This window comes from Mesorhizobium sp. CO1-1-7, from assembly GCF_020164885.1.
In the GTDB taxonomy this organism is placed as follows: domain Bacteria; phylum Pseudomonadota; class Alphaproteobacteria; order Rhizobiales; family Rhizobiaceae; genus Mesorhizobium; species Mesorhizobium australicum.
Genome location: NZ_JAIUHA010000002.1, coordinates 222,434 through 240,887, shown reverse-complemented (window position 1 = coordinate 240,887; position 18,454 = coordinate 222,434). Strand labels below are relative to the sequence as shown.

Here is an 18,454-nt window from a genome sequence, read left to right as displayed (position 1 = left end):
TCGTTGCCCGGCCAGCTTGATCGAAATTGCGCATCGCGCAAATAGGCGATCGGGCCCGCGCGGTGTCGTCCGCGCGGCCCGTCGTCTATCGTTGGCTCGGATGACCGGCAAATCGCCGTTGAACGGCCGACTGGTTCAGCGGTAGCGCGCCTGATTCCATTTGTGGCCAAGCAGCGAAAGGATGATGATCAGCCCGTTGAAGAACTGGACGTAGAAGCCGCTGAGCCCAGCCGCCACGACGCCAGTTTGGATAAAAGACACCGTGACGGCGCCGATCGCGCCGCCGGCCACGGTGCCGATGCCACCCCAGGTCGGCGTGCCGCCGACGAACACCGAGGCCAGCACCGGCAAGAGATAACCGTCGCCGGCGGTTGGCCACCAGGTGAAGTTGATCATTACCGAGAACGTGCCGGCGATCGCGGCCCCGATGCCGACGAAGACGAACACTTTCACCCGCACGCGCTTGACATCGATGCCCATCTGCTGGGCACTGTCGGGATTGTCACCGACCACCTTCACCTGCGCGCCGAAGCGGTGGCGGTTGTAGAGCATCGCCGAAAGGACGACGAAGGCGATGGCCCAGAAGATCTGCACCGGAACGCCCAGGACCTGGCTGGAGAAGATCCTGTAGGCCCAGCTGTCGGCAAGGCTGGTCAGCGAAGTCGATCTGCCCTCATTGATGATCTGGATCAGGCCGCGCAGCAGGAAATTCATGCCGAGCGTGGCGATCAGCGACGACAGCCCGCCATAGACCACCAGCGACCCGACGAGGAAGCCGAGCAGCGTGCCGGTGACCAGCGCCGCCGCAATGCCGAGGAACGGGTCGTAGCCCGCCTGCACCACCAGCGCGAAGACCCAGGAGGCAAAACCCATCGTCGCGGGAAACGACAGGTCGATCTCGCCGCAGGTGACGACGAAGACCAACGGCACGACCACGAACAACGCCACGGGAAGCGTAGTGAGCACGGCGCTGTAGAGATACCAGGTTGTGAAGACCGTCGGGTTGGCGATCATGAAGACCGCCATCATGACGACGAACACGCCGAGCGTCCCAAGCGAAGCGCGGTTGTCAAGGATGAAGCCGCGCATCCAGTGATCGGACGGGTGCTTCCACTCGTTCTGGGAACTGCCTTGGCGGGAAATGCCGGCCGACGGCTCGTGCAGATCGGGCTCCATGGTCTTGCTCATCGTGCTCTCTGCTCCGCGTCGCCGGTGTCGTGCAGCCCGGCCAACCCGTCCGGATGCGCGACGTCTTCCATGAAGTTGATGAGGTCTTCGGCCGACTTGACCTCGCTGCGGTCGGCGGTGAGCGCGACCTTGCCGCGATCCAGCACCACGAAGCGATCGGCGATGTCGAAGACATGATGGATGTTATGGCCGATGAACAGGATCGAGCGGCCGCTCGCCCGCACCTGGCGCACGAAATGGAAGACCTTGGCGGTCTCGGTCAGAGACAGCGCCGTCGTCGGCTCGTCGAGGACGATCAGTTCCGCCTGCTTGTAGATGGCGCGCGCGATCGCCACGCCCTGGCGTTCACCGCCCGAAAGCTGGCCGACGATCGAATGCGGCGTGAACACTTTCGAGGTGAAGCCGATCTCGCGCATCAGCCGGCTCGCTTCCTCGATTTCCTTGCCGACCTTCAGCCAGCCGAAAGGGCCGGTGAGTTCGCGGCCCATGAAGATGTTGCGGACGATCGTCTGCTGCACGGCCAGTGCCCGGTCCTGGAACACCGTTTCGATGCCGGCCTCGCGCGAACGTGCCGCATTCCATCCGGTCACCGGCTTGCCGCGGATGAGGATCTCGCCGCTGGTCGGCTTGACCACACCGGAGAGGATCTTGATCAGCGTCGACTTGCCGGCGCCGTTGTCGCCGATGAGGCCGACCACCTCGCCGCGATCGACGCTGAGATTGACCCCGCCAAGTGCGTAGACATGGCCGTAGGACTTAGCGATATCGCGCAGTTCTATGAGACGTTCGGCCATAGCATCCTCGCTTGATTGTCTGGCGCCAGCTTTCTCGCCAGCGGCCCCGCCGGCCGGGGCCTGATCCCGGCCGGCGGCTTGGGAGGTCAGCGCAGCGCCTGCTTGGCGAGTTCTGCGACGATCTCGTAATTTTCGGGCGTGACGAAACCGGCGCCGGTGTCGACGTTCATCGGCGCCAGACCCAGCACCACCTGCTGGCACAGGCTGAGGATCGGCAGATAGCCCTGCAGGAATGGCTGCTGGTCGGCCGTCAGTTGCACCCAGCCCCCCTTGAAGCCCTCGACGATCTGCGGGCTGGTGTCGAAGCCGAAGTTGAAGATGTCGCCAGGCTTTCTGCCAGCTGCCTGCATGTAGGTGGCGACATTGCCGAGCATCTGTCCGCCGGGATAGCCGACGGCCTTGACATCAGGATTGTTGAGCAGCGCTGCCGTAAGCACCGGTATCGCCAGATTGGGGTCGGAAGCCCATTCGCCGCTCGGCGGCGACGACAGCTGGATGACTTCGACGCCAGCCTCCTTCAGGGCCGCCACCGTGCCGCGCTCGCGTGCGCCGCGGCTCTCGTTCTCGAACGGGCCGATCATGATCGCCTTGTCGCCGGCCTTCAGCTTACCGAGCTTGAACGCTTCGGCGCCAAGTGCGCGGCCCTGCTGTTCCTGCTGCGCGCCGATATAGCCGCCACCGAACGCCGCCGTCACCTTCGGCACCGGGACGTTCTGGTACATCATCTTGATGCCCTCCTTATGGGCCTCGTCGGCGAGCGGCATGATCGCGGCGTCGCCCGGATGGCCCATCATGGCGATGCCCTGGGGCTTGACCGCGACCGCTTCGCGCAATTGCTGCACCATCTTCTCCGCGTCCCACTGGGAGAAGATGTAGTCGACCTTGGGTCCGAGATCTGCCGCCGCCTGCTTGGCGCCATTGTAGACGATGGTGCCGAAGGCGTCGCCCTCGGCGCCGCCGACGAAGAAGCGGATGTGGACGTCCTTGCACCATTGGGCGTCGAGCGCCTGCGCCGGCAAGGTGAAGATTGCGGCGGTAAGCGCCGTGGCCGCCGCCACGACGGCCGTGCGCAGAAGTGTCGTCCTGATCGCGATGCTCATGCACGTTCCTCCCATTGTTTTCCTCGTCAGCCGAGGGGCCTTTGAACGATTGCTTTGGCAATGCCACTTGCGGCCGGCTCCTCCCGCCGACCGATCCTCACGCCGGATTTGGCAGGTAGCTCGCACCTCCCCGGCATAGCTTGAGATACTCCAGGGCGCGTGCCTGCCCCGTGATCTCGAGGTCGCCGCGATAGACCGGGTCGTGCCAGCCTTCGATGTCGATGGCGCCCTTGTACCCGGCCAGCCTCAGTTCACTGATCACCCGGGTCCAGTCGCTGTCGCCGAAGCCGGGCGTGCGCATCTGCACGAAGGGCAGGCGGCCGAACACGCCGTTCTCGCGGATGACGTCCCAGCGCACCGTGGCGTCCTTGCCGTGGACATGAAAGATGCGATGCGCCCATTTGCGGATCTGCGGCATCGGATCGATCAGGTAGACGAGTTGGTGGCAGGGCTCCCATTCGAGACCGAGATTATCGTTGGGCAATTCGTTGAACATCAGCTCCCAGGCATCCGGGTTGTGGGCGATGTTCCAGTCCCCGCCGGCCCAATTGCCGTCCATGGCGCAATTCTCGAAGGCGATGCGCACGCCCTTGTCGGCGGCGCGTCTGGCCAGTTCGCCCCAGACCTCCCGATAGCGCGGCAGGCTGTCGGTCAGCGGTTTTCCGCGGATGCGGCCGGTAAAACCGCTGACCAACGTGGTGCCGAACAGATGGGCGTTGTCGATGACCGTTTTCCAGGCATCGAGCACGCCGCGGTCGGTGTCGCCGCTCTCGAGCGGATTGCCGAACACGCCGATCGAACTGACGGTGACGTCGGCATCGCCGATCGCCTCTTCAATCTCTCCGGCGAGCCGCGGCAGATCCTTGCCGCCGAGCGTCTGCCAGAAAAAGGGCTGGATGCTCTCGAAGCCGAGCGGCAGGATTTGCCTGATATAGGCGGCCGGGTCTTCGAGATTGGCCCGCACCATGGTGCCGATCCTGATGTCGAGAAGCGGGTTCGGCATGGTCATCCTTCCTGTGATGCGATGTTCACGCGACGACCGGTCTCGGCGCTCTGGATCGCCGCGAAGACCATGGCCAGGCTCTTGATGTTGTCCGAGCCCCGTGTCTCCGGCTCGGTGCCGGTTTCCACGGCTTGCACGAAGTCGGCAATGACGCCGAGATGCCCGCCGATACGGTCGGACGGATCGAGGGGAGGCACTGTCACCGGCCCGACCTTGTCGATCAGGCCTTCGCGCTCCGGCAGCACGACTTCCGCCTTCACCTCGTCATGGCCGTCCCAGATCAGGCTGCCGCGCTCACCGACGATACGCCAGCTGCCCTCCCAACTGGTGCGAAAGCCGTCGGCGCACCAGCTGCCACGATAGGTGAACATCCTGTTTCGGCCGAGCCCGAAAGTGGCGCTTGCCGACGACCCTTGCCGATACCAGGAATTGGCCGGCTCCCATTCCTGGCAATAGACATCGGCAGGTTCGCCGTTGACCATGTAGCGAGCGGCATCGAAGGTGTGGATCGCCATGTCGAGCAACAGCACGTGGCGCATCTCTTCGCGAAAACCGCCAAAGTGCGGCGCCACGAAAAAATCCGCGTGGATGCTGGTCGGCGCGCCGATGGCGCCTGAATCCAGAAAGCGGCGGATGCGCCGGACATTGGCGACATAGCGGCGGTTCTGAACGACGGCGTGGACGCGGCCGGCGCGCCGCGCGGCGTCGACGATGGCGCGGGCGTTGGCCGGACTGTCGGCGAGGGGCTTTTCCGTCAGCAGGTGACAGTGATGGGCAAAGGCCAAATTGGCCACCTCGCCGCGGGCGGCCGGAACGACCACGTCGAACACCGCATCGGCTTTGGTTTGATCCAATATGACGTCGAGATCGGTGCCGATCGCGGCCCCGGCAAGGTCATATTCGCGGGCTCGCTGGCGTGCCCTGTCGGCGTCGAGGTCGACGAGACCGGCAATCCTGATTTCAGGGGACTGACGGGCGGCCTCGAGCCATGTTTTGCTCATGGCTCCGCACCCGACCAGGACGACATGCAGCATCCGGCGCTCCTCCGCCAACCCCTCCCGGTTGGCATTCACGGTTCTTCCGTAAACGTTTACGATGACACACCCGAAGGCGTAGAATGTCAACCGGATTTGTGGGCCGTTCGTCTGAGTGGCCTTGGCCGCAAGGTCCGCTAATGTTAGCGGGAACGGAAGGGGATTGGTCTTGGCATCCAGCATTCACGATCTTGCGCGTCATTTGAATATTTCGATCGGCACGGTGTCGCGGGCGCTCAATGGGCGCGCCGATGTCAATGCCGAGACGCGGCAGCGCGTGCTCGATGCGGCGCGCCTACTCAACTATTCACCCAACCAGTCGGGCAGGAACCTGCGCCGGGGCACCACGCATGCCGTCGCGTTCATGCTGCAGCCCCACCCGGGTGATCAGCAATATGGCGAGCCGTTTTTCATTCCGTTCCTGAGCGGGTTGCAAGCGGCACTGGCCGAGCACGGGCTCGACCTGATCATCGTCATGGGCGCGCCCGCCGACTATCAGCAGGAGCGCCTGCGACGGGTCGTCGAGACACGCCGCGCCGATGCCGTGCTGCTGGCCTGGACCCGGCGTGAGGACGATCGCATCGACTATCTCAGCAGGGCCGGCTTTCCCTTTGCGACGCTTGGCCGAAGCCAGTCCGGTGACGAGACCTATCCCTCGCTCGACCTCGATTTCGAGAAGGCGGGCGCCGACGCAGTCGACCGCCTAGTTGCACGCGGCCACCGCCGCATCGCCGCCATCCGGCCGTCACTCGACCTCAACTTCGGCTATCTGTTTCTTGACGGCTATCGCAAGGCGCTGCGGCGGCACGGCATCCACATCGATCCCGAGCTGATCGCCGACGGCTTCATCAACGAAGCCGGCGGCTACGCGGTGACGCCGCAAATCATGCGCTCGAAGGATCCGCCGACAGCGATCATCTTCAACAATGACGCGATGGCGCTCGGCGGCTGCAAGGCGCTTGCCGAGATGGGGATCATGCCCGGTCAGGGCATCGCGGTGATGGTCATCGTCGATACGCCGCTCTGCCGCTATTTCTCCCCGGCGCTGACCGCTTTCCGCCCGGCATTGGAGCCGATGGGACGGCGGCTCGGCGAAATCCTGCTCGCCTCGCTGCCGGCTTTCGCCGGGCCCACGGGGCCGCAGACCATCAGGGAGGTCTGGCCGCTGGAACTGGTCGCGCGCGACAGCGACTGACCACACGCCTGTTTCCGCCATCCGCATTTGCCGGCTTTCATAGCGAAGTGGCATCTTGAATAGTAAGCACGCTTATTATATGTATCGCTCATGGTTTCAGATGGCATCGATAGATTGGGATTTTTGATCCACGACGTGCAACGCCTGATGCGCAAGCGCTTCGAGGCGCGCGCCAGCGGGCTCGGCCTGTCTTCGGCGCAATGGCGGCTTCTGGTCCGCGTTGCCAAGGAGGCGGGCGTTGCACAGGCGCGGCTCGCCGAACTGCTCGAAATCGAGCCGATCAGCGTTTCACGCCTGGTCGATCGGATGGAGGAGGGCGGCTGGATCGAACGCCGCTCCGACGCGACCGACCGGCGCGTGCGCATGATCTTCCCGACCGAGAAGGCGAATGCGGCCTATGCGGACGTCAAGAGCCTTGCTGGCGAGGTCTATGAGGAATCGCTCAGCGGCGTTTCGCCGGAAGACCGGCGCATCCTGATCCGGGCGCTGGATGTAATCGTGCAAAATCTGACGGACAGCGAAGCTTCGTCGCTTGAAAAGATCAAGAGTGCGGAAGGTGCGGCAGCATGAACGCGGTAGCCAAGGTAGAAGAAAACGCTCCCAAGGTGGAGATGGAAGCGCCGGTCCAGCCGGTATCAACCCCGGTCGCGGTCGCTCCTCCCGTGCAACCCGCGCCGGCGCCGAAGAAGAAGCGCCGCATCGGCCGCTTCTTTTTGATGTTCGCCTTGCCGGCGGCATTGATCATCGGCGGCGGCTATGTCTGGGTGACGGGCGGCCGCTACCAGGAAACGGAAAACGCCAATCTGCAGCAGGCCAAGGTGTCGATCGCCTCTGACACGGCCGGTCGTATCGTCCAGGTCGCCATATCGGACAACCAGACGGTCAAGCAGGGCGATCTCCTGTTCGCCATCGACCCCGAGCCCTACCGGATCGCGCTCGCCCAGGCGGACGCCGCGGTCGCTACCGCGCGTCTCAATGTCGAGCAGTTGCGCGCGGCCTATAGCCAGGCGCAGTCGCAGCAGAAGTCCGCTGCCAGCGAGGTCGACTATGCGCAGTCTCAATTCGATCGCGCCGCCGATCTTGCCCAGAAGGGCATCAACGCCAAGTCATCGCTGGATCAGGCCAAGAACGATCTCGACAAAGCCAGGCAGCAACTGGCTGTTGCCGAGCAAGGCATCATCAGCGCCAAGGCGGCACTCGGCGGCAACCCCGACATCGAAACCGACAAGCATCCGACGGTGATGTCGGCGCTCGCGGCGCGCGACAAGGCTGCCTATGATCTGGAGCAGACCACCGTGAAGGCGCCTGCCGATGGGGTCGTCTATCAAGCCGCGTCCTTCAAGGTCGGCCAGTATGTCGGCTCCGGCACGCCGTTGTTTGCGCTGGTCGAGACCGGCGACACCTGGGTCGACGCCAATTTCAAGGAAACCCAACTGACCAACATGAAGCCGGGCCAGAAGGCGGAGATCGTGGTCGATACCTATCCGGGCAGGACCTTCGAGGCGACGGTCAGGGCTATCGGTGCCGGCACCGGCGCGGACTTCTCGCTGCTGCCCGCCCAGAACGCCACCGGCAACTGGGTCAAGGTCACCCAGCGCATCCCGGTGCGCCTGGAACTGGCCGACCCCGACGCCAAGATGGCGCTGCGCACCGGCATGAGCGCCTCTGTTACCGTCGATACGGGCGTCGCGCGTGGCTGGCCGTCGATCTTCGGTCACGCTACGGCCGGCGAGCCCGCGAAGTAGTCTCGGCAGAAGCCCGCGGAGACCAGGCGGGTGAAAGCGAGTTGAAGGATTGGTCTGACGGGAGGGGTGGGAAGGATCAGCGTTTGGGCCGAGCCGCGTGGCAGCCGTCCAAAATCTGAAATCTTCGACACGGACCTGTCGGTCCTCAGGTTTCCGGGCGGCAGGCATCCGCTCATCAGAGACTTTCAGTCGATGTAACCCCCACATCGATAATCGCGTCCCACCGCGACGAAGGTCTCTCGACGGAAGGCTTTGCCGCCCGGAAACCCGTTGTACACGTTTCTGTTACCTTCTGGAAGTTCTGCGCCATGAGCACGTCCGAACCATTCAAAGAAGTGCCGCATCGTGGCCTGATCACGGTTGCGCTCATGCTGGCGACGGTCATGCAGGCGCTCGACACCACCATCGCCAACGTCGCGCTGCCGACCATGACCGGCGATCTCGGCGCCTCGCCCGACAACATCAACTGGGTGCTGACCTCCTACATCGTCGCCGCCGCCATCATGACGCCTGTCACCGGCTGGCTCGCCGACCGTTTCGGCCGCAAGGAACTGTTCCTGACGGCGGTGGTCGGCTTCACCATCTTCTCGATGTTGTGCGGCCTGGCGTGGAGCCTGGAAACCATCGTGCTTTTCCGGCTGATGCAAGGTGTGTTCGGCGCCGCGATCGTGCCGCTGTCGCAGACCTTCCTGCTCGACATCAACCCCAAGGAGCGCCATGGTCAGGCGATGGCCATATGGGGCGCCGGCATCATGCTGGGACCGATCCTCGGCCCCACGCTCGGCGGCTGGCTGACCGAGAATTTCAACTGGCGCTGGGTGTTCTTCATCAACCTGCCGGTCGGCATCGTCGCCTTTCTTGGCATGGCGGCCTATCTGCCGGCGGTCGCCCGGCGGGTGCGCAGCTTCGATTTCTTCGGCTTTGCCATGATATCGCTCGGCGTCGGCGCCCTGCAGCTGATGCTCGATCGCGGTGGCGAGGTCGACTGGTTTTCCTCGGTCGAGATATGGATCGAGCTCGGTCTTTCGCTCACCGGCTTCTGGGTGTTCATCATCCACACGATGACATCGGAACATCCGTTTATCGATCCGAAGATTTTCCTCGATCGCAATTTCGTCACCGGGCTGGCGTTCATCTTCGTCATGGGCGTGCTGATCCTGGCCTCGATGTCGCTGCTGCCGCCGATGCTGTCGACCATCTTCGGCTATCCGACGGTCACCATCGGCATCGTCATCGGGCCGCGCGGTGTCGGCACCATGATTTCGATGCTCGTCGTCGGGCGCATCATGGGCAAGGTCGATGCCAGGATTCTCGTCGTCATCGGTTTCCTCCTGACCGCGCAGTCGCTCTACACCATGGCAAGCTTCACCCCGCAAATGGACAACTGGCTGATCCTCAGCTCCGGCGTGATCCAGGGCCTCGGCATGGGCATGGTGTTCGTGCCGCTGTCGACGGTTGCCTTCGCCACGCTCGACGCCCGCTACCGCACCGATGCAACCTCGCTGTTCAGCCTGGTGCGAAATCTTGGCTCGTCGATCGGCGTGTCGGTCGTGACCGTGCTGCTGGTGCGCAACACGCAGATCAACCATGCCGAGCTTTCAACCTTCATCAACCCGTTCAATCCCAATCTCTGGGCGGTCTCGCCGGCAGCCGCCGGCGGCGACCCGACGGCACTGTCGCAGGTCGACCGCATGGTCAATCTGCAGGCGATGATGATTTCCTACGTCAACGACTTCAAAATCCTGATGATCATGACGCTGGCCGCTATCCCGTTCGTCTTCCTGCTGCGCAAGCCGAAAACGGCGCCGGCCGGCGGCGGTGCGCCCGCCGCTCATATGGACTGATGTAGCGGCTGCTCGTCAGCGGATGTCCGCTGCCGGCGATGTCTTTGCTACCTGCCGAGCACCAGCGACCAGTAGCGCAGGTTGGGGTCGCGGCCGTCACGGACATAGGCAAGTCCGAAGCGGTTGAAGTCCGGATCGAGTATGTTGCGCCGGTGTCCCTGCGAATGCATCCAGATATCGAACAGCTTCTGTTGGTCGAAACGGCCGGCCGCGATGTTCTCGGCCGCGGCACCGTGCACGCCATTGTCCCTCATGCGCGAAGCGAAATCCTTGCCCCAGCCGGTGGTGTGGCTCATGTTTTCACGCTGCGCCATGTAGCCGGCCTGCTGCAATGCTGCTTGCTCCAACTGCGCGTCCGGGGTCAGCGGGCCGCGCCCGGCCGTGGCGCGCAGGCTTGCCAGCGTGCCGGTTGCCGAGGAGGAAACCCCGGCGCCTTGCCCTGTCGGCAGCGAGACGGTGCTGCAGGCGGCAAGCCCAAGCAAGGCCGCCAGGCCAGCCGCCTTGAGCCCAGCCGCCTTGAGCCAGGTGCGCCTGTTCAAGTTCGCGATCTGGTCGCAATCGATTTTCGAAGTGGTCATGCGTGCCTGACTCGGTCCCGATCATGGCTTTTGCCGGGCAGGCGGTGAAAAATCTCGATCGAAGCGGCCCCTAGTTCACAAGCGTGATGAGGCGGCTGGAGTACATCTCTCGATTTCCGAACACCGCCGTGCAGTCGGTCTTGATGGAAGAGTTGCCTGTCATCTGCACGGTCAAGCCAACAAGCCTCAGGCAGTCCCCCTGACCACTCATGTCCGAATTGCCGGCAAACGAAACGGCCGCGTCAGGCGCATAGACGAATCCGCTAATCACGGAATTTGCGCCGCCATTCAGGGTCAAGGCCGAAACGTTCCCGCGGCTCTGGAAGATGGTGATGCCGGCGTAAGGTCCGCTGGTGGGCGGGGAAAGGTTCACCTTTTCATTGGCATTTATGATGATCTGTGCCCCTTCCGTGAGGAATATGGTTACGCCCTGGCCGCTCAGGCTGCCATTCCCGCCCGGCTTCAGGGTGACGCCGCGCAAGATGTAGACGCCCGGGTTGAACGTGATGTTTCCTGACAATGTCTTGTCGCAATAGGTGCCGGGCGACAGCGTGTAGGTTTTGCCGTTCGGCACCGGCAGGCAAAGTGTGTAGGGGGGAGGGACGATGTCGGCCAGGGGATCGAAGGACGCATATTGATGTTCGAGCGGCGTGCCGCAGGTGAGATTGGCAGCGGGCGGAGAAAGCCCGGAAGTGCCACCGACGGCCGATACGCAGCCCGCCGAGACCTGCGCGGAACCGCCCCTGCTGACGGCATCGGACGCGTCCGAGTTTGCCGCGATCACGCAGTTGCTCATGGCGACATCGGTCGAGCCTTGCAGGCTCACCGCCGCCGACGCATGCGGATCGAGCGCCAGCACGCAGGCCTGGGCGCCCGGGTGCATCTTGACCGTCGCCGACCGGTGAGCTGGCCAGGGGGCAGCGCCATTGATGAAGCTCGGACGGTTGATGCCGGACGACAGCGAGATGTAATAGGCGCTCGGATCGCCGCTGGCGGTGGCCGAAAAGGCGGAAACGCTGTCTGAATACTCCTGCTGGTCGGCAATGCTCAAATTGGCTGCGAAGAATGTCAGCCCAAGCCCCTGGACATCGTTCGCGCTCATGCTGGGCAGGTATTTGGTGCCGACGGCAAGGCCAGCCGCGTCCAGCGAGTTCTGCAGTTGCGCGGCGTCATCGCTCGTGCCCGTCAGGTCGAGGGTGCCGGCGACGACAGCCATTATCGGCAGCAAGGCTACGGCGGTCGCCATGGCGAAATTGCCGCGTTCGCAAGACCAGAAGCCCTTCAACGTGAACATCGCCCCTCGCCAACGTTTGTAAAGCTCAGGTGATACGCTGTGGGTCTCTACGAGTAATTTAAGCAATAGCTAAAATGCATGGATTCTAAAATGAACTCAGTGGTTCGCCAGACGATGACCGCTCAGCAAACCTTATGAGACGCGGCGACAATCCCGGGAAGATCGGCTATCATGCGAGCGTTCTTCAAGTGGCAGCTACGGGCAGCCACCCTAGGCGGTGACCGCCCCCCGAGAAAAACGGAGGAAGGTTATGGCCGGCTTTCATGTCATGGCGGACGCGTACGGGATGCATGTGCAACCAGCGGTCCGCCGCATTTCCACGGCGGACCTCTGGGACGCGCTCAGGCTTGGCGCCGAGGACTTCTGGGCCAAGCCCTCGCATTACGTGTTCCTGTGCCTGATCTATCCGGTCGCCGGCCTGATCCTGACGCAGTGGACGTCCGGCTCCAATGCCATCCAGCTCGTCTATCCCTTGATGTCGGGCTTTGCCCTGGTCGGGCCGTTCGCCGCGATCGGACTCTATGAGATCAGCCGCCGGCGCGAGCTCGGCATGAACACCAACTGGCGGCATGCGCTCGATGTTCGCCATTCATCGGCGCTGCCCTCGATAGCGGTTATCGGCATCATGCTGTTCGCGCTGTTCCTGTTGTGGCTGTTCACGGCGCAGTCGATCTACACCAGCCTTTTCGGCGGCGAGCCGCCGGCTTCGGCCGGGGCCTTCCTGCGCGATGTGCTGACGACCAGCAAGGGCTGGAGGCTGATCCTTCTCGGCAACGCGGCCGGCCTGGTCTTCGCGGTGGTCGTGCTGGCGACCACGGTCGTTGCTTTTCCGCTTCTGCTCGATCGGGATGTCGGCGCCGTTTCGGCGATAGAGACCTCGGCGCGCGCGGTCATGGCAAATCCGCTGCAGATGGCGCTATGGGGCCTCATCGTCGCGGTGCTGCTGGTGATCGGCTCGATCCCGCTGTTTGCCGGTCTCGCCGTCGTCATGCCGATCCTCGGCCACGCGACCTGGCATCTCTACCGCAAGGTGGTCGAGCCGGCCCAGATCCGGCCGCCGCGCCGGCCGATGTGACGCTTCAGCGCTGCGCGTCGGTCGCCATCTTCAGCGCCAGCGCCGTCAGCACGGTTCCCATCATCCAGCGCTGGATGACCAGCCACAGCGGGCGTCCGGCGAGGAAGGTGGCGATCGAGCCGGCCGTCAGCGCGATGACGGCGTTGACGCTGAGGCTGATCGATATCTGCGTCGCGCCCAGCACCAGAAGCTGCGACAGGACATGGCCCTTGCCGGGGCTGATGAACTGCGGCAGCAGCGACAGATAGAGAACGGCCACCTTGGGATTGAGCAGATTGGTCATCAATCCCATGGCGAACAGCTTGCGCGGCCGGTCCTTCGGCAGGTCGCGCACCTGGAATGGCGAGCGTCCGCCCGGTTTTACGGCCTGCCAGGCCAGCCACAAGAGGTAGAGTACGCCGGCAAAGCGCAGCACATCATAGGCATAGGGCACCGCGATCAGCAGCGCCGTGATGCCGAACGCGGCCGACAGCACGTAGAACAGGAATCCGACAGCAACGCCGCCAAGCGAGATCAGTCCGGCCTTCGGCCCTTGCGACAGTGAGCGCGAGATCAGATAGATCATGTTCGGACCCGGCGTCAGCACCATGCCGAGGCAGACCAGCGCGAAGGCGAGATGGTTGGCGGTATCGGGCATTGTTCGTTCCCCAGCCTGCCGCGATGGATGAGAGACCATGCGAACGGCCAATCTGTGCCTGCCACGGCAGGCGCCCGCAAGGGCTTGACGGCGCCGGGCGTTGCGCCAGGGGAAGGAACTCGGGTTAGCCGACGACGCGCAGGTTCGACAGCTCGTTGCCGATTTCCTTGAAATCGTTTGCCAGGCTGGCGCCGGTCGCATTCCAGAACAGCTTCGCCGGTTTGCTCGGATCCGTCGCATCCTTGCGGAAGCGTGAATTCGACGAGCAGGATTTCAGCGCATCGATCGCCAGCTTGTCGCTGGCCTTGGCCGTCGATAGGTCGAGCGCCACCGTCATCACCATGATGTTGGCTGCCTTGGCGTTGTTGCAGAGCGTGGCCATCTGCTCGTTGAGGGCATTGGTGTAGTTGCCGTTCGAATAGTCGAACTGACCGATGGCGCTCGATGTGCCCATGAACAGGCGGCCGACCGAGGTGCCGTTGTAGCCGGGGTTGAGGTAGCCGAAGGAGGCGTAGGTCGATTTCGAATTGGCGGGGTCGGAATAGCCCAGCGAGGATGGCGTATAATAGGTGTTGGCGCCGTCGGTCAGCACGATCACCACCTTGTCGTTGCCTCTTTCGGTTTCCGGGCGCCCTTGCGTGAACGGCTCTCCGCTCGAGACCACCCGCCAGCCCCAGGCCATGCCCTCGGGAACATTGGTGCCGCCATTCGGCTGCATCAGGTCGATCGCCGACTTGATCGAGGTGAGCCCGTCGGCGACGCTGACATCGGTCAGCGGCGTGATCGGGTTGGTGGTGCAGCCGTAATTCGGCCCGTTGCCGGCAGGCAGCGCCGGCGCATCGATCGGCCGCGGCTGGAAATATTTGGCCATGTTGCGCAGCCGCGATTGGCCGCTGCTGCTCGATGGATCGTCGTTCCACCAGCTGTTGATGGCTCCATAAGTTACCGGTGCGGCCTCGTCGGGGTCCTGGGTGAGTTTCCAGTGATTGCCGGGTTCGTCGGGCGCGAACATCGGCACGAACATCGTTGCCGGATCGCCGACGCCGATGCCGGTGTTGGCCGAGCCACCGGACGGCGTGGCGTCGTTGATATTGTAAGGGTAGGGCCGTGCCTCGACGCAGCCTTGCCAACTGGCGAACGGACCGTAGGAATCGACATAGTCATATTCGTTGTGGCTGCTTTTGCAGGTGTTGTTCGAATTGTATGCGTCGCAGACCACGCGCTTGCTATTGACGATACGCTCGTGGTTGGTGACGACCTTCATGTCGCGATAAAGCGAAAACCGGGTCAGCATCTGGCCTTCCTCTGTTCCCCAGCCGGTGCCGCGCTTGTACCAGATGCCGTTGGTCTGCTGGGCGTATTTGTTGGCGCCGTTCAGCGTCGACCAGTCGAAATTCTCGTTCGATACCGGCGACAGACCCTCGGTGTCCATCCACGAGGCGTTGCCGTTGCCGGGGCCGACATTGACGGAGGCGGCAAAGGGCACGAGGCCGAATTGCACCGGCCTGTCGACCTGCTTGATCATCGCGGCCTGCTGGGCAAGCGTGTCGACCAGTTGCTTGGCCGCTGTTTTGAGCAGATCGATGCGCATTTGTCCTGAGCCGGTGCCGGGCGTAACCATCGATCCGGAATTGTCGAGCACCAAGGCAACCTCCAGCGTGTTCTTCAGCCGGACTTGCGAGGTGACGTTGAAGCTGAGCCTCTGGTTGGCATCGGTCGCCGATTTGCCGACGAACTGGGCGAAGGCAGGGTAGAAATAGGGTTTGTAATTAAGTTGGGCGGTCATGGTCAGCAGGCCGCCGCCGCTGGTGTTGCTCGGCAAGGTAACGTTGAGCGTCGCGCTGGCGGGATCGATGTCGTTCAAATTGGCGTTGAAAAAGTCGAGCGCGTAGGCTCTCAGCTGATCGTCGGTGGCGCCTTCCGTCAGCCGGCGGGCCGTGGCGAAGTTGGCGGCGTCGAGCGCGTTCATCACCATCTGCTTTTCACGATTCATTTCCGTGAAATCGACCGCGATCGCCAGGCCGCCCATCAGCGGCACCATCGCCACAGCCGTCATGAGAGCATAGTTGCCGCGCCTGTCGCGGCGGAACTGACGCCAGATTTCAAACATGCTTGCAGCGGCCCCCGCCGACGGATTCTCGGCCGGCGCCAGCTTTCCACAAAACGCTGAAGGACGGGTTTGGGAAACCGCTCTATTGCTTGGTCGGCGCTTCACCAACCGCTAACCAATCAAGGCCGCGGCTTGCGCCGCAATTCGCGCCGATCAAGGCGAAAGCTGGTGACAGCATGGGCCGGTTCGGATAATTCGAACCGGCCGCGGGGAACCGTCGGCCGCTGTAACCGCAACGATCATACTGAAGGAAACGGCATGGCGGATTCGCCTGAAATCGTCGGCTCGCTCGAAGACGTCTCGAAAGCCTATTCGGCAATTCTTTGCGATGTCTGGGGGGTGGTGCACAATGGCGAATGGCATTTTCCGGCTGCCGCGGCTGCGCTGGCAGCGGCAAGGGCGGACGGCACTCCTGTCGTTCTGATCACCAATTCGCCGCGCCGCAGCGCCGATGTCGTGGCGCAGATGAGCGTGATCGGCGTCCCGCCATCAGCCTATGACCGTGTGGTGACCTCGGGCGACGTGACCCGTGATCTGATCGCGGAAGGCCCGCGCAAGGTCTTCCACATCGGCGCCGACCGCGATCTGACCCTTTATGACGGCCTCGATGTCGAACTCGTCGAGGAGTTCGAGGCCACCGGCGTCGTGTGCACCGGGCTGTTCGACGACGAGGTCGAAAAACCTGACGACTATACGGAACTGCTGCGCCGGTTGCGCGCCAGGAACCTGCCGTTCATCTGCGCCAATCCCGATATCATGGTGGAACGCGGCGAACGGATCATCTGGTGCGCCGGCGCGCTCGCGCGCGACTACGCGCAGCTCGGCGGTCGCACGCTGATCGCCGGAAAACCCTACGCGCCGATTTACGAGGTCGCGATGAAGGAGGTGGCCGAGATCCTCGGCCGGTCGGTTGAGCGTTCGCGAATACTGGCAATCGGCGACGGCATGATGACCGACGTCAAGGGCGCTGCCGACAATGGTTTCGACGTCCTCTATGTCTCTGGCGGCATTCATGCCCGCGACTATGGCGATCCATCCCGGCCGGATCCGGCAAAGCTCGGACTCTTCCTGGAGCGGCACGGCTATCGTCCGGTGGCCGTGATCGCAAGACTGCAGTAGGTGGCAATGGTCGCGTTCCAGCATCTTACGACAACCGCGCCGCTGCCCGCCGATCTGCGAGGGGGCGTGGTCGCGATCGGCAATTTCGATGGCGTCCACCGCGGCCATCAATCCGTGCTCGAACGGGCATTGGCGGAGGCCGTGCGGCGTGGCGTACCGGCCCTGGTGCTGACCTTCGAACCGCACCCGCGAACGGTTTTCAGGCCTGATCTGCCGCTTTTCGTGCTGACGCCGCCGCCGATGAAGGCGCGCCTCCTGTCGCTGCTGGGCTTTGCCGCGCTCGTCGAGCAGCCCTTCACGCGCGACTTCGCCTCGCTGTCGGCGGAAGCCTTCGTCACCGATGTGCTGGAGAGGGCGCTGGGCATTACCCATGCCGTGACCGGTTTCGATTTCCATTTCGGCAAGGACCGCCAGGGCGGGCCGGCTTATCTGATGGCTGCCGGCGAGCGCCACGGCTTCGGTGTTACCCTTGTCGACGCCTTTCGCGACGAAGGCGCCGAGGTGATTTCGTCGAGCCGCATCCGTGCCTTGCTTTGCAAGGGCGAGGTGGCCGAGGCCGCCGGTCTGCTCGGCTATCGCTTCACGGTGGAAAGCGAGGTTGTCGGCGGCCAGCAGCTCGGGCGAACGCTCGGCTTTCCCACAGCCAATATGAGGCTTCCGGCGGAAGCCGCGCTCAAGGAAGGGATCTACGCCGTCCGCTTCCGTCGCGCGGACGGTACGCTGCACGACGGCGTCGCCAGCTTTGGCCGCCGCCCGACCGTTGACGACAATGGCGCGCCGCTCCTGGAAACCTTCCTCTTCGATTTTTCCGGCGATCTCTATGGCGAGACTTGCGAGGTGTCGTTCTTCGGCTTCCTGCGCAGCGAGATCAAGTTCGACGGGCTCGACGCACTGGTCGTGCAGATGAAGCGCGATGAAGCCGAGGCCCGCGCGCTGCTCGGCGGCGTCAAGCCGCTCTCCGTCCTGGACGCCGCGGTGGCGTTCTGAAGCATGATCCCGAAAGGGGAAACGAGTTCCTATTTCTTCAACGCAAGGCCGACGGCGATGAAGGTCCAGCCCTGGAAGATCAGGTCGATCGCCAGGAACAGTCCGAGCACCCACAGGCTGTTGACCGGCCAGCCCATGGCGATGATCAGGCCCGCGAGCACGCTGATGACGCCCGCCGCGACAATCCAGCCCCAGCCGCGCTCCGGACGGTGGCTGTAGCCGACCCAGGCCCGCAGCGCGCCGGAAGCTACGAGCGCGATGGCCAGCAGGAAGGTCAGCACCGCCGAGGCGAGCAGCGGATTGTCGAAAGCGAAGAACCCTGCGACCGCATAAAGCAGTCCGCTGAGCAGCCAGTAGAAGAAGCGGCCCCAGGTCTTGACCCCGAAAGCATGCATGATCTCGATGATGCCGGCCACCAGCATCAGCCATCCGACAACGTAGACGGAAGCCACCGTGGCGATGAACAGATTGCCGAAGGCTACACCGCCGAGGATCAGCAGCACCACGCCCAGACCGACGAACCATCCCCATTTGTCACGCGTCTGGCCGATCGCGTTCTTCAGAGTATCGCCGTGCAAGGTCATGTCGCCACCTCCATAGAGGACCGCCAGCATGCAGGGAGGTTACCCTCGGCGCCGACCCGCGTCCAGCCGACGGCGGGCGCGATGGTGCAGGCAATGCGCGCTGGATGTCTCGCCCTTAAATCAAAATTTTACCAAAGCCTCGTCAAAGCTGTCGCCGCAGGGCAGTT

The 18,454-nt window shown here is 63.5% G+C and carries 17 protein-coding genes; 7 read left to right on the top strand and 10 right to left on the bottom strand.

Going from position 1 to position 18,454, the window contains the following annotated elements:
- Window positions 1-135 precede the first annotated feature (135 nt).
- The 5 genes from LB516_RS04585 to LB516_RS04565 all read right to left on the bottom strand — a co-directional run bounded on the left by LB516_RS04585 (window position 136) and on the right by LB516_RS04565 (window position 5,119).
- Window positions 136-1,188 (bottom strand): ABC transporter permease, encoded by a 1,053-nt coding sequence (locus tag LB516_RS04585; RefSeq protein ID WP_015318379.1) that lies wholly within the window; start codon window positions 1,186-1,188, stop codon window positions 136-138.
- The gene (locus tag LB516_RS04580) at window positions 1,185-1,982 is read right to left on the bottom strand and encodes an ATP-binding cassette domain-containing protein (RefSeq protein WP_140617145.1); all 798 of its coding nucleotides are present in this window, start codon (window positions 1,980-1,982) and stop codon (window positions 1,185-1,187) included. The genes LB516_RS04585 and LB516_RS04580 overlap by 4 nt, the downstream gene beginning before the upstream one ends.
- A gap of 86 nt (window positions 1,983-2,068) precedes the next feature.
- Window positions 2,069-3,082, bottom strand: coding sequence for a substrate-binding domain-containing protein (locus LB516_RS04575; protein WP_140717625.1), 1,014 nt, complete (start codon window positions 3,080-3,082; stop codon window positions 2,069-2,071).
- Between the two features lie 97 nt (window positions 3,083-3,179).
- Complete coding sequence (locus LB516_RS04570) at window positions 3,180-4,085, bottom strand: sugar phosphate isomerase/epimerase family protein (protein ID WP_210241324.1); 906 nt, start codon at window positions 4,083-4,085, stop codon at window positions 3,180-3,182.
- Window positions 4,086-4,087: 2 nt separating this feature from the next.
- The gene (locus LB516_RS04565) at window positions 4,088-5,119 is read right to left on the bottom strand and encodes a Gfo/Idh/MocA family protein (RefSeq protein ID WP_015318375.1); all 1,032 of its coding nucleotides are present in this window, start codon (window positions 5,117-5,119) and stop codon (window positions 4,088-4,090) included.
- 169 nt (window positions 5,120-5,288) lie between these two features.
- Between LB516_RS04565 and LB516_RS04560 the strand changes: the two genes are divergently transcribed.
- The 4 genes from LB516_RS04560 (at window position 5,289) to LB516_RS04545 (ending at window position 9,903) form a co-directional block, all read left to right on the top strand.
- The gene (locus tag LB516_RS04560; RefSeq protein ID WP_224719022.1) at window positions 5,289-6,314 is read left to right on the top strand and encodes a LacI family DNA-binding transcriptional regulator; all 1,026 of its coding nucleotides are present in this window, start codon (window positions 5,289-5,291) and stop codon (window positions 6,312-6,314) included.
- Window positions 6,315-6,404: 90 nt separating this feature from the next.
- Window positions 6,405-6,884 carry a MarR family winged helix-turn-helix transcriptional regulator gene (locus tag LB516_RS04555; protein ID WP_015318373.1) on the top strand — a complete coding sequence of 160 codons (480 nt, stop codon included), beginning with the start codon at window positions 6,405-6,407 and terminating at the stop codon, window positions 6,882-6,884.
- Complete coding sequence (locus tag LB516_RS04550; protein ID WP_224719021.1) at window positions 6,881-8,059, top strand: HlyD family secretion protein; 1,179 nt, start codon at window positions 6,881-6,883, stop codon at window positions 8,057-8,059. The genes LB516_RS04555 and LB516_RS04550 overlap by 4 nt, the downstream gene beginning before the upstream one ends.
- A gap of 308 nt (window positions 8,060-8,367) precedes the next feature.
- A complete protein-coding gene (locus LB516_RS04545; RefSeq protein ID WP_140717629.1) occupies window positions 8,368-9,903 on the top strand; it encodes a DHA2 family efflux MFS transporter permease subunit in 1,536 nt (511 codons plus the stop codon).
- Between the two features lie 47 nt (window positions 9,904-9,950).
- Here the strand turns inward: LB516_RS04545 and LB516_RS04540 are convergent, their stop codons facing one another.
- On the bottom strand, window positions 9,951-10,481 hold the full coding sequence (locus tag LB516_RS04540) for a CAP domain-containing protein (protein WP_181171209.1): 531 nt from the start codon (window positions 10,479-10,481) through the stop codon (window positions 9,951-9,953).
- Window positions 10,482-10,551: 70 nt separating this feature from the next.
- Entirely contained in the window at window positions 10,552-11,775 is a 1,224-nt protein-coding gene (locus tag LB516_RS04535) for a TadE/TadG family type IV pilus assembly protein (RefSeq protein WP_140617257.1), read from the bottom strand.
- 250 nt (window positions 11,776-12,025) lie between these two features.
- Between LB516_RS04535 and LB516_RS04530 the strand changes: the two genes are divergently transcribed.
- Window positions 12,026-12,850, top strand: a complete 825-nt coding sequence (locus LB516_RS04530; RefSeq protein ID WP_140661877.1) for a DUF2189 domain-containing protein — start codon at window positions 12,026-12,028, stop codon at window positions 12,848-12,850.
- Window positions 12,851-12,854: 4 nt separating this feature from the next.
- Here LB516_RS04530 and LB516_RS04525 read toward each other — a convergent pair whose 3' ends face one another.
- Both LB516_RS04525 and LB516_RS04520 read right to left on the bottom strand, forming a co-directional pair.
- Window positions 12,855-13,487, bottom strand: a complete 633-nt coding sequence (locus LB516_RS04525; protein ID WP_015318367.1) for a LysE family translocator — start codon at window positions 13,485-13,487, stop codon at window positions 12,855-12,857.
- A 124-nt stretch (window positions 13,488-13,611) separates the two neighbouring features.
- Window positions 13,612-15,597 carry a TadE/TadG family type IV pilus assembly protein gene (locus LB516_RS04520; protein WP_224719020.1) on the bottom strand — a complete coding sequence of 662 codons (1,986 nt, stop codon included), beginning with the start codon at window positions 15,595-15,597 and terminating at the stop codon, window positions 13,612-13,614.
- 258 nt (window positions 15,598-15,855) lie between these two features.
- On the opposite strand from LB516_RS04520, the gene LB516_RS04515 reads away from it, so the two are divergent.
- On the top strand, window positions 15,856-16,716 hold the full coding sequence (locus LB516_RS04515; RefSeq protein WP_140720939.1) for a TIGR01459 family HAD-type hydrolase: 861 nt from the start codon (window positions 15,856-15,858) through the stop codon (window positions 16,714-16,716).
- Window positions 16,717-16,722: 6 nt separating this feature from the next.
- On the top strand, window positions 16,723-17,703 hold the full coding sequence (locus LB516_RS04510; protein ID WP_224719182.1) for a bifunctional riboflavin kinase/FAD synthetase: 981 nt from the start codon (window positions 16,723-16,725) through the stop codon (window positions 17,701-17,703).
- A gap of 29 nt (window positions 17,704-17,732) precedes the next feature.
- Here LB516_RS04510 and LB516_RS04505 read toward each other — a convergent pair whose 3' ends face one another.
- A complete protein-coding gene (locus LB516_RS04505; RefSeq protein WP_140717635.1) occupies window positions 17,733-18,287 on the bottom strand; it encodes an HdeD family acid-resistance protein in 555 nt (184 codons plus the stop codon).
- Window positions 18,288-18,454 lie beyond the last annotated feature (167 nt).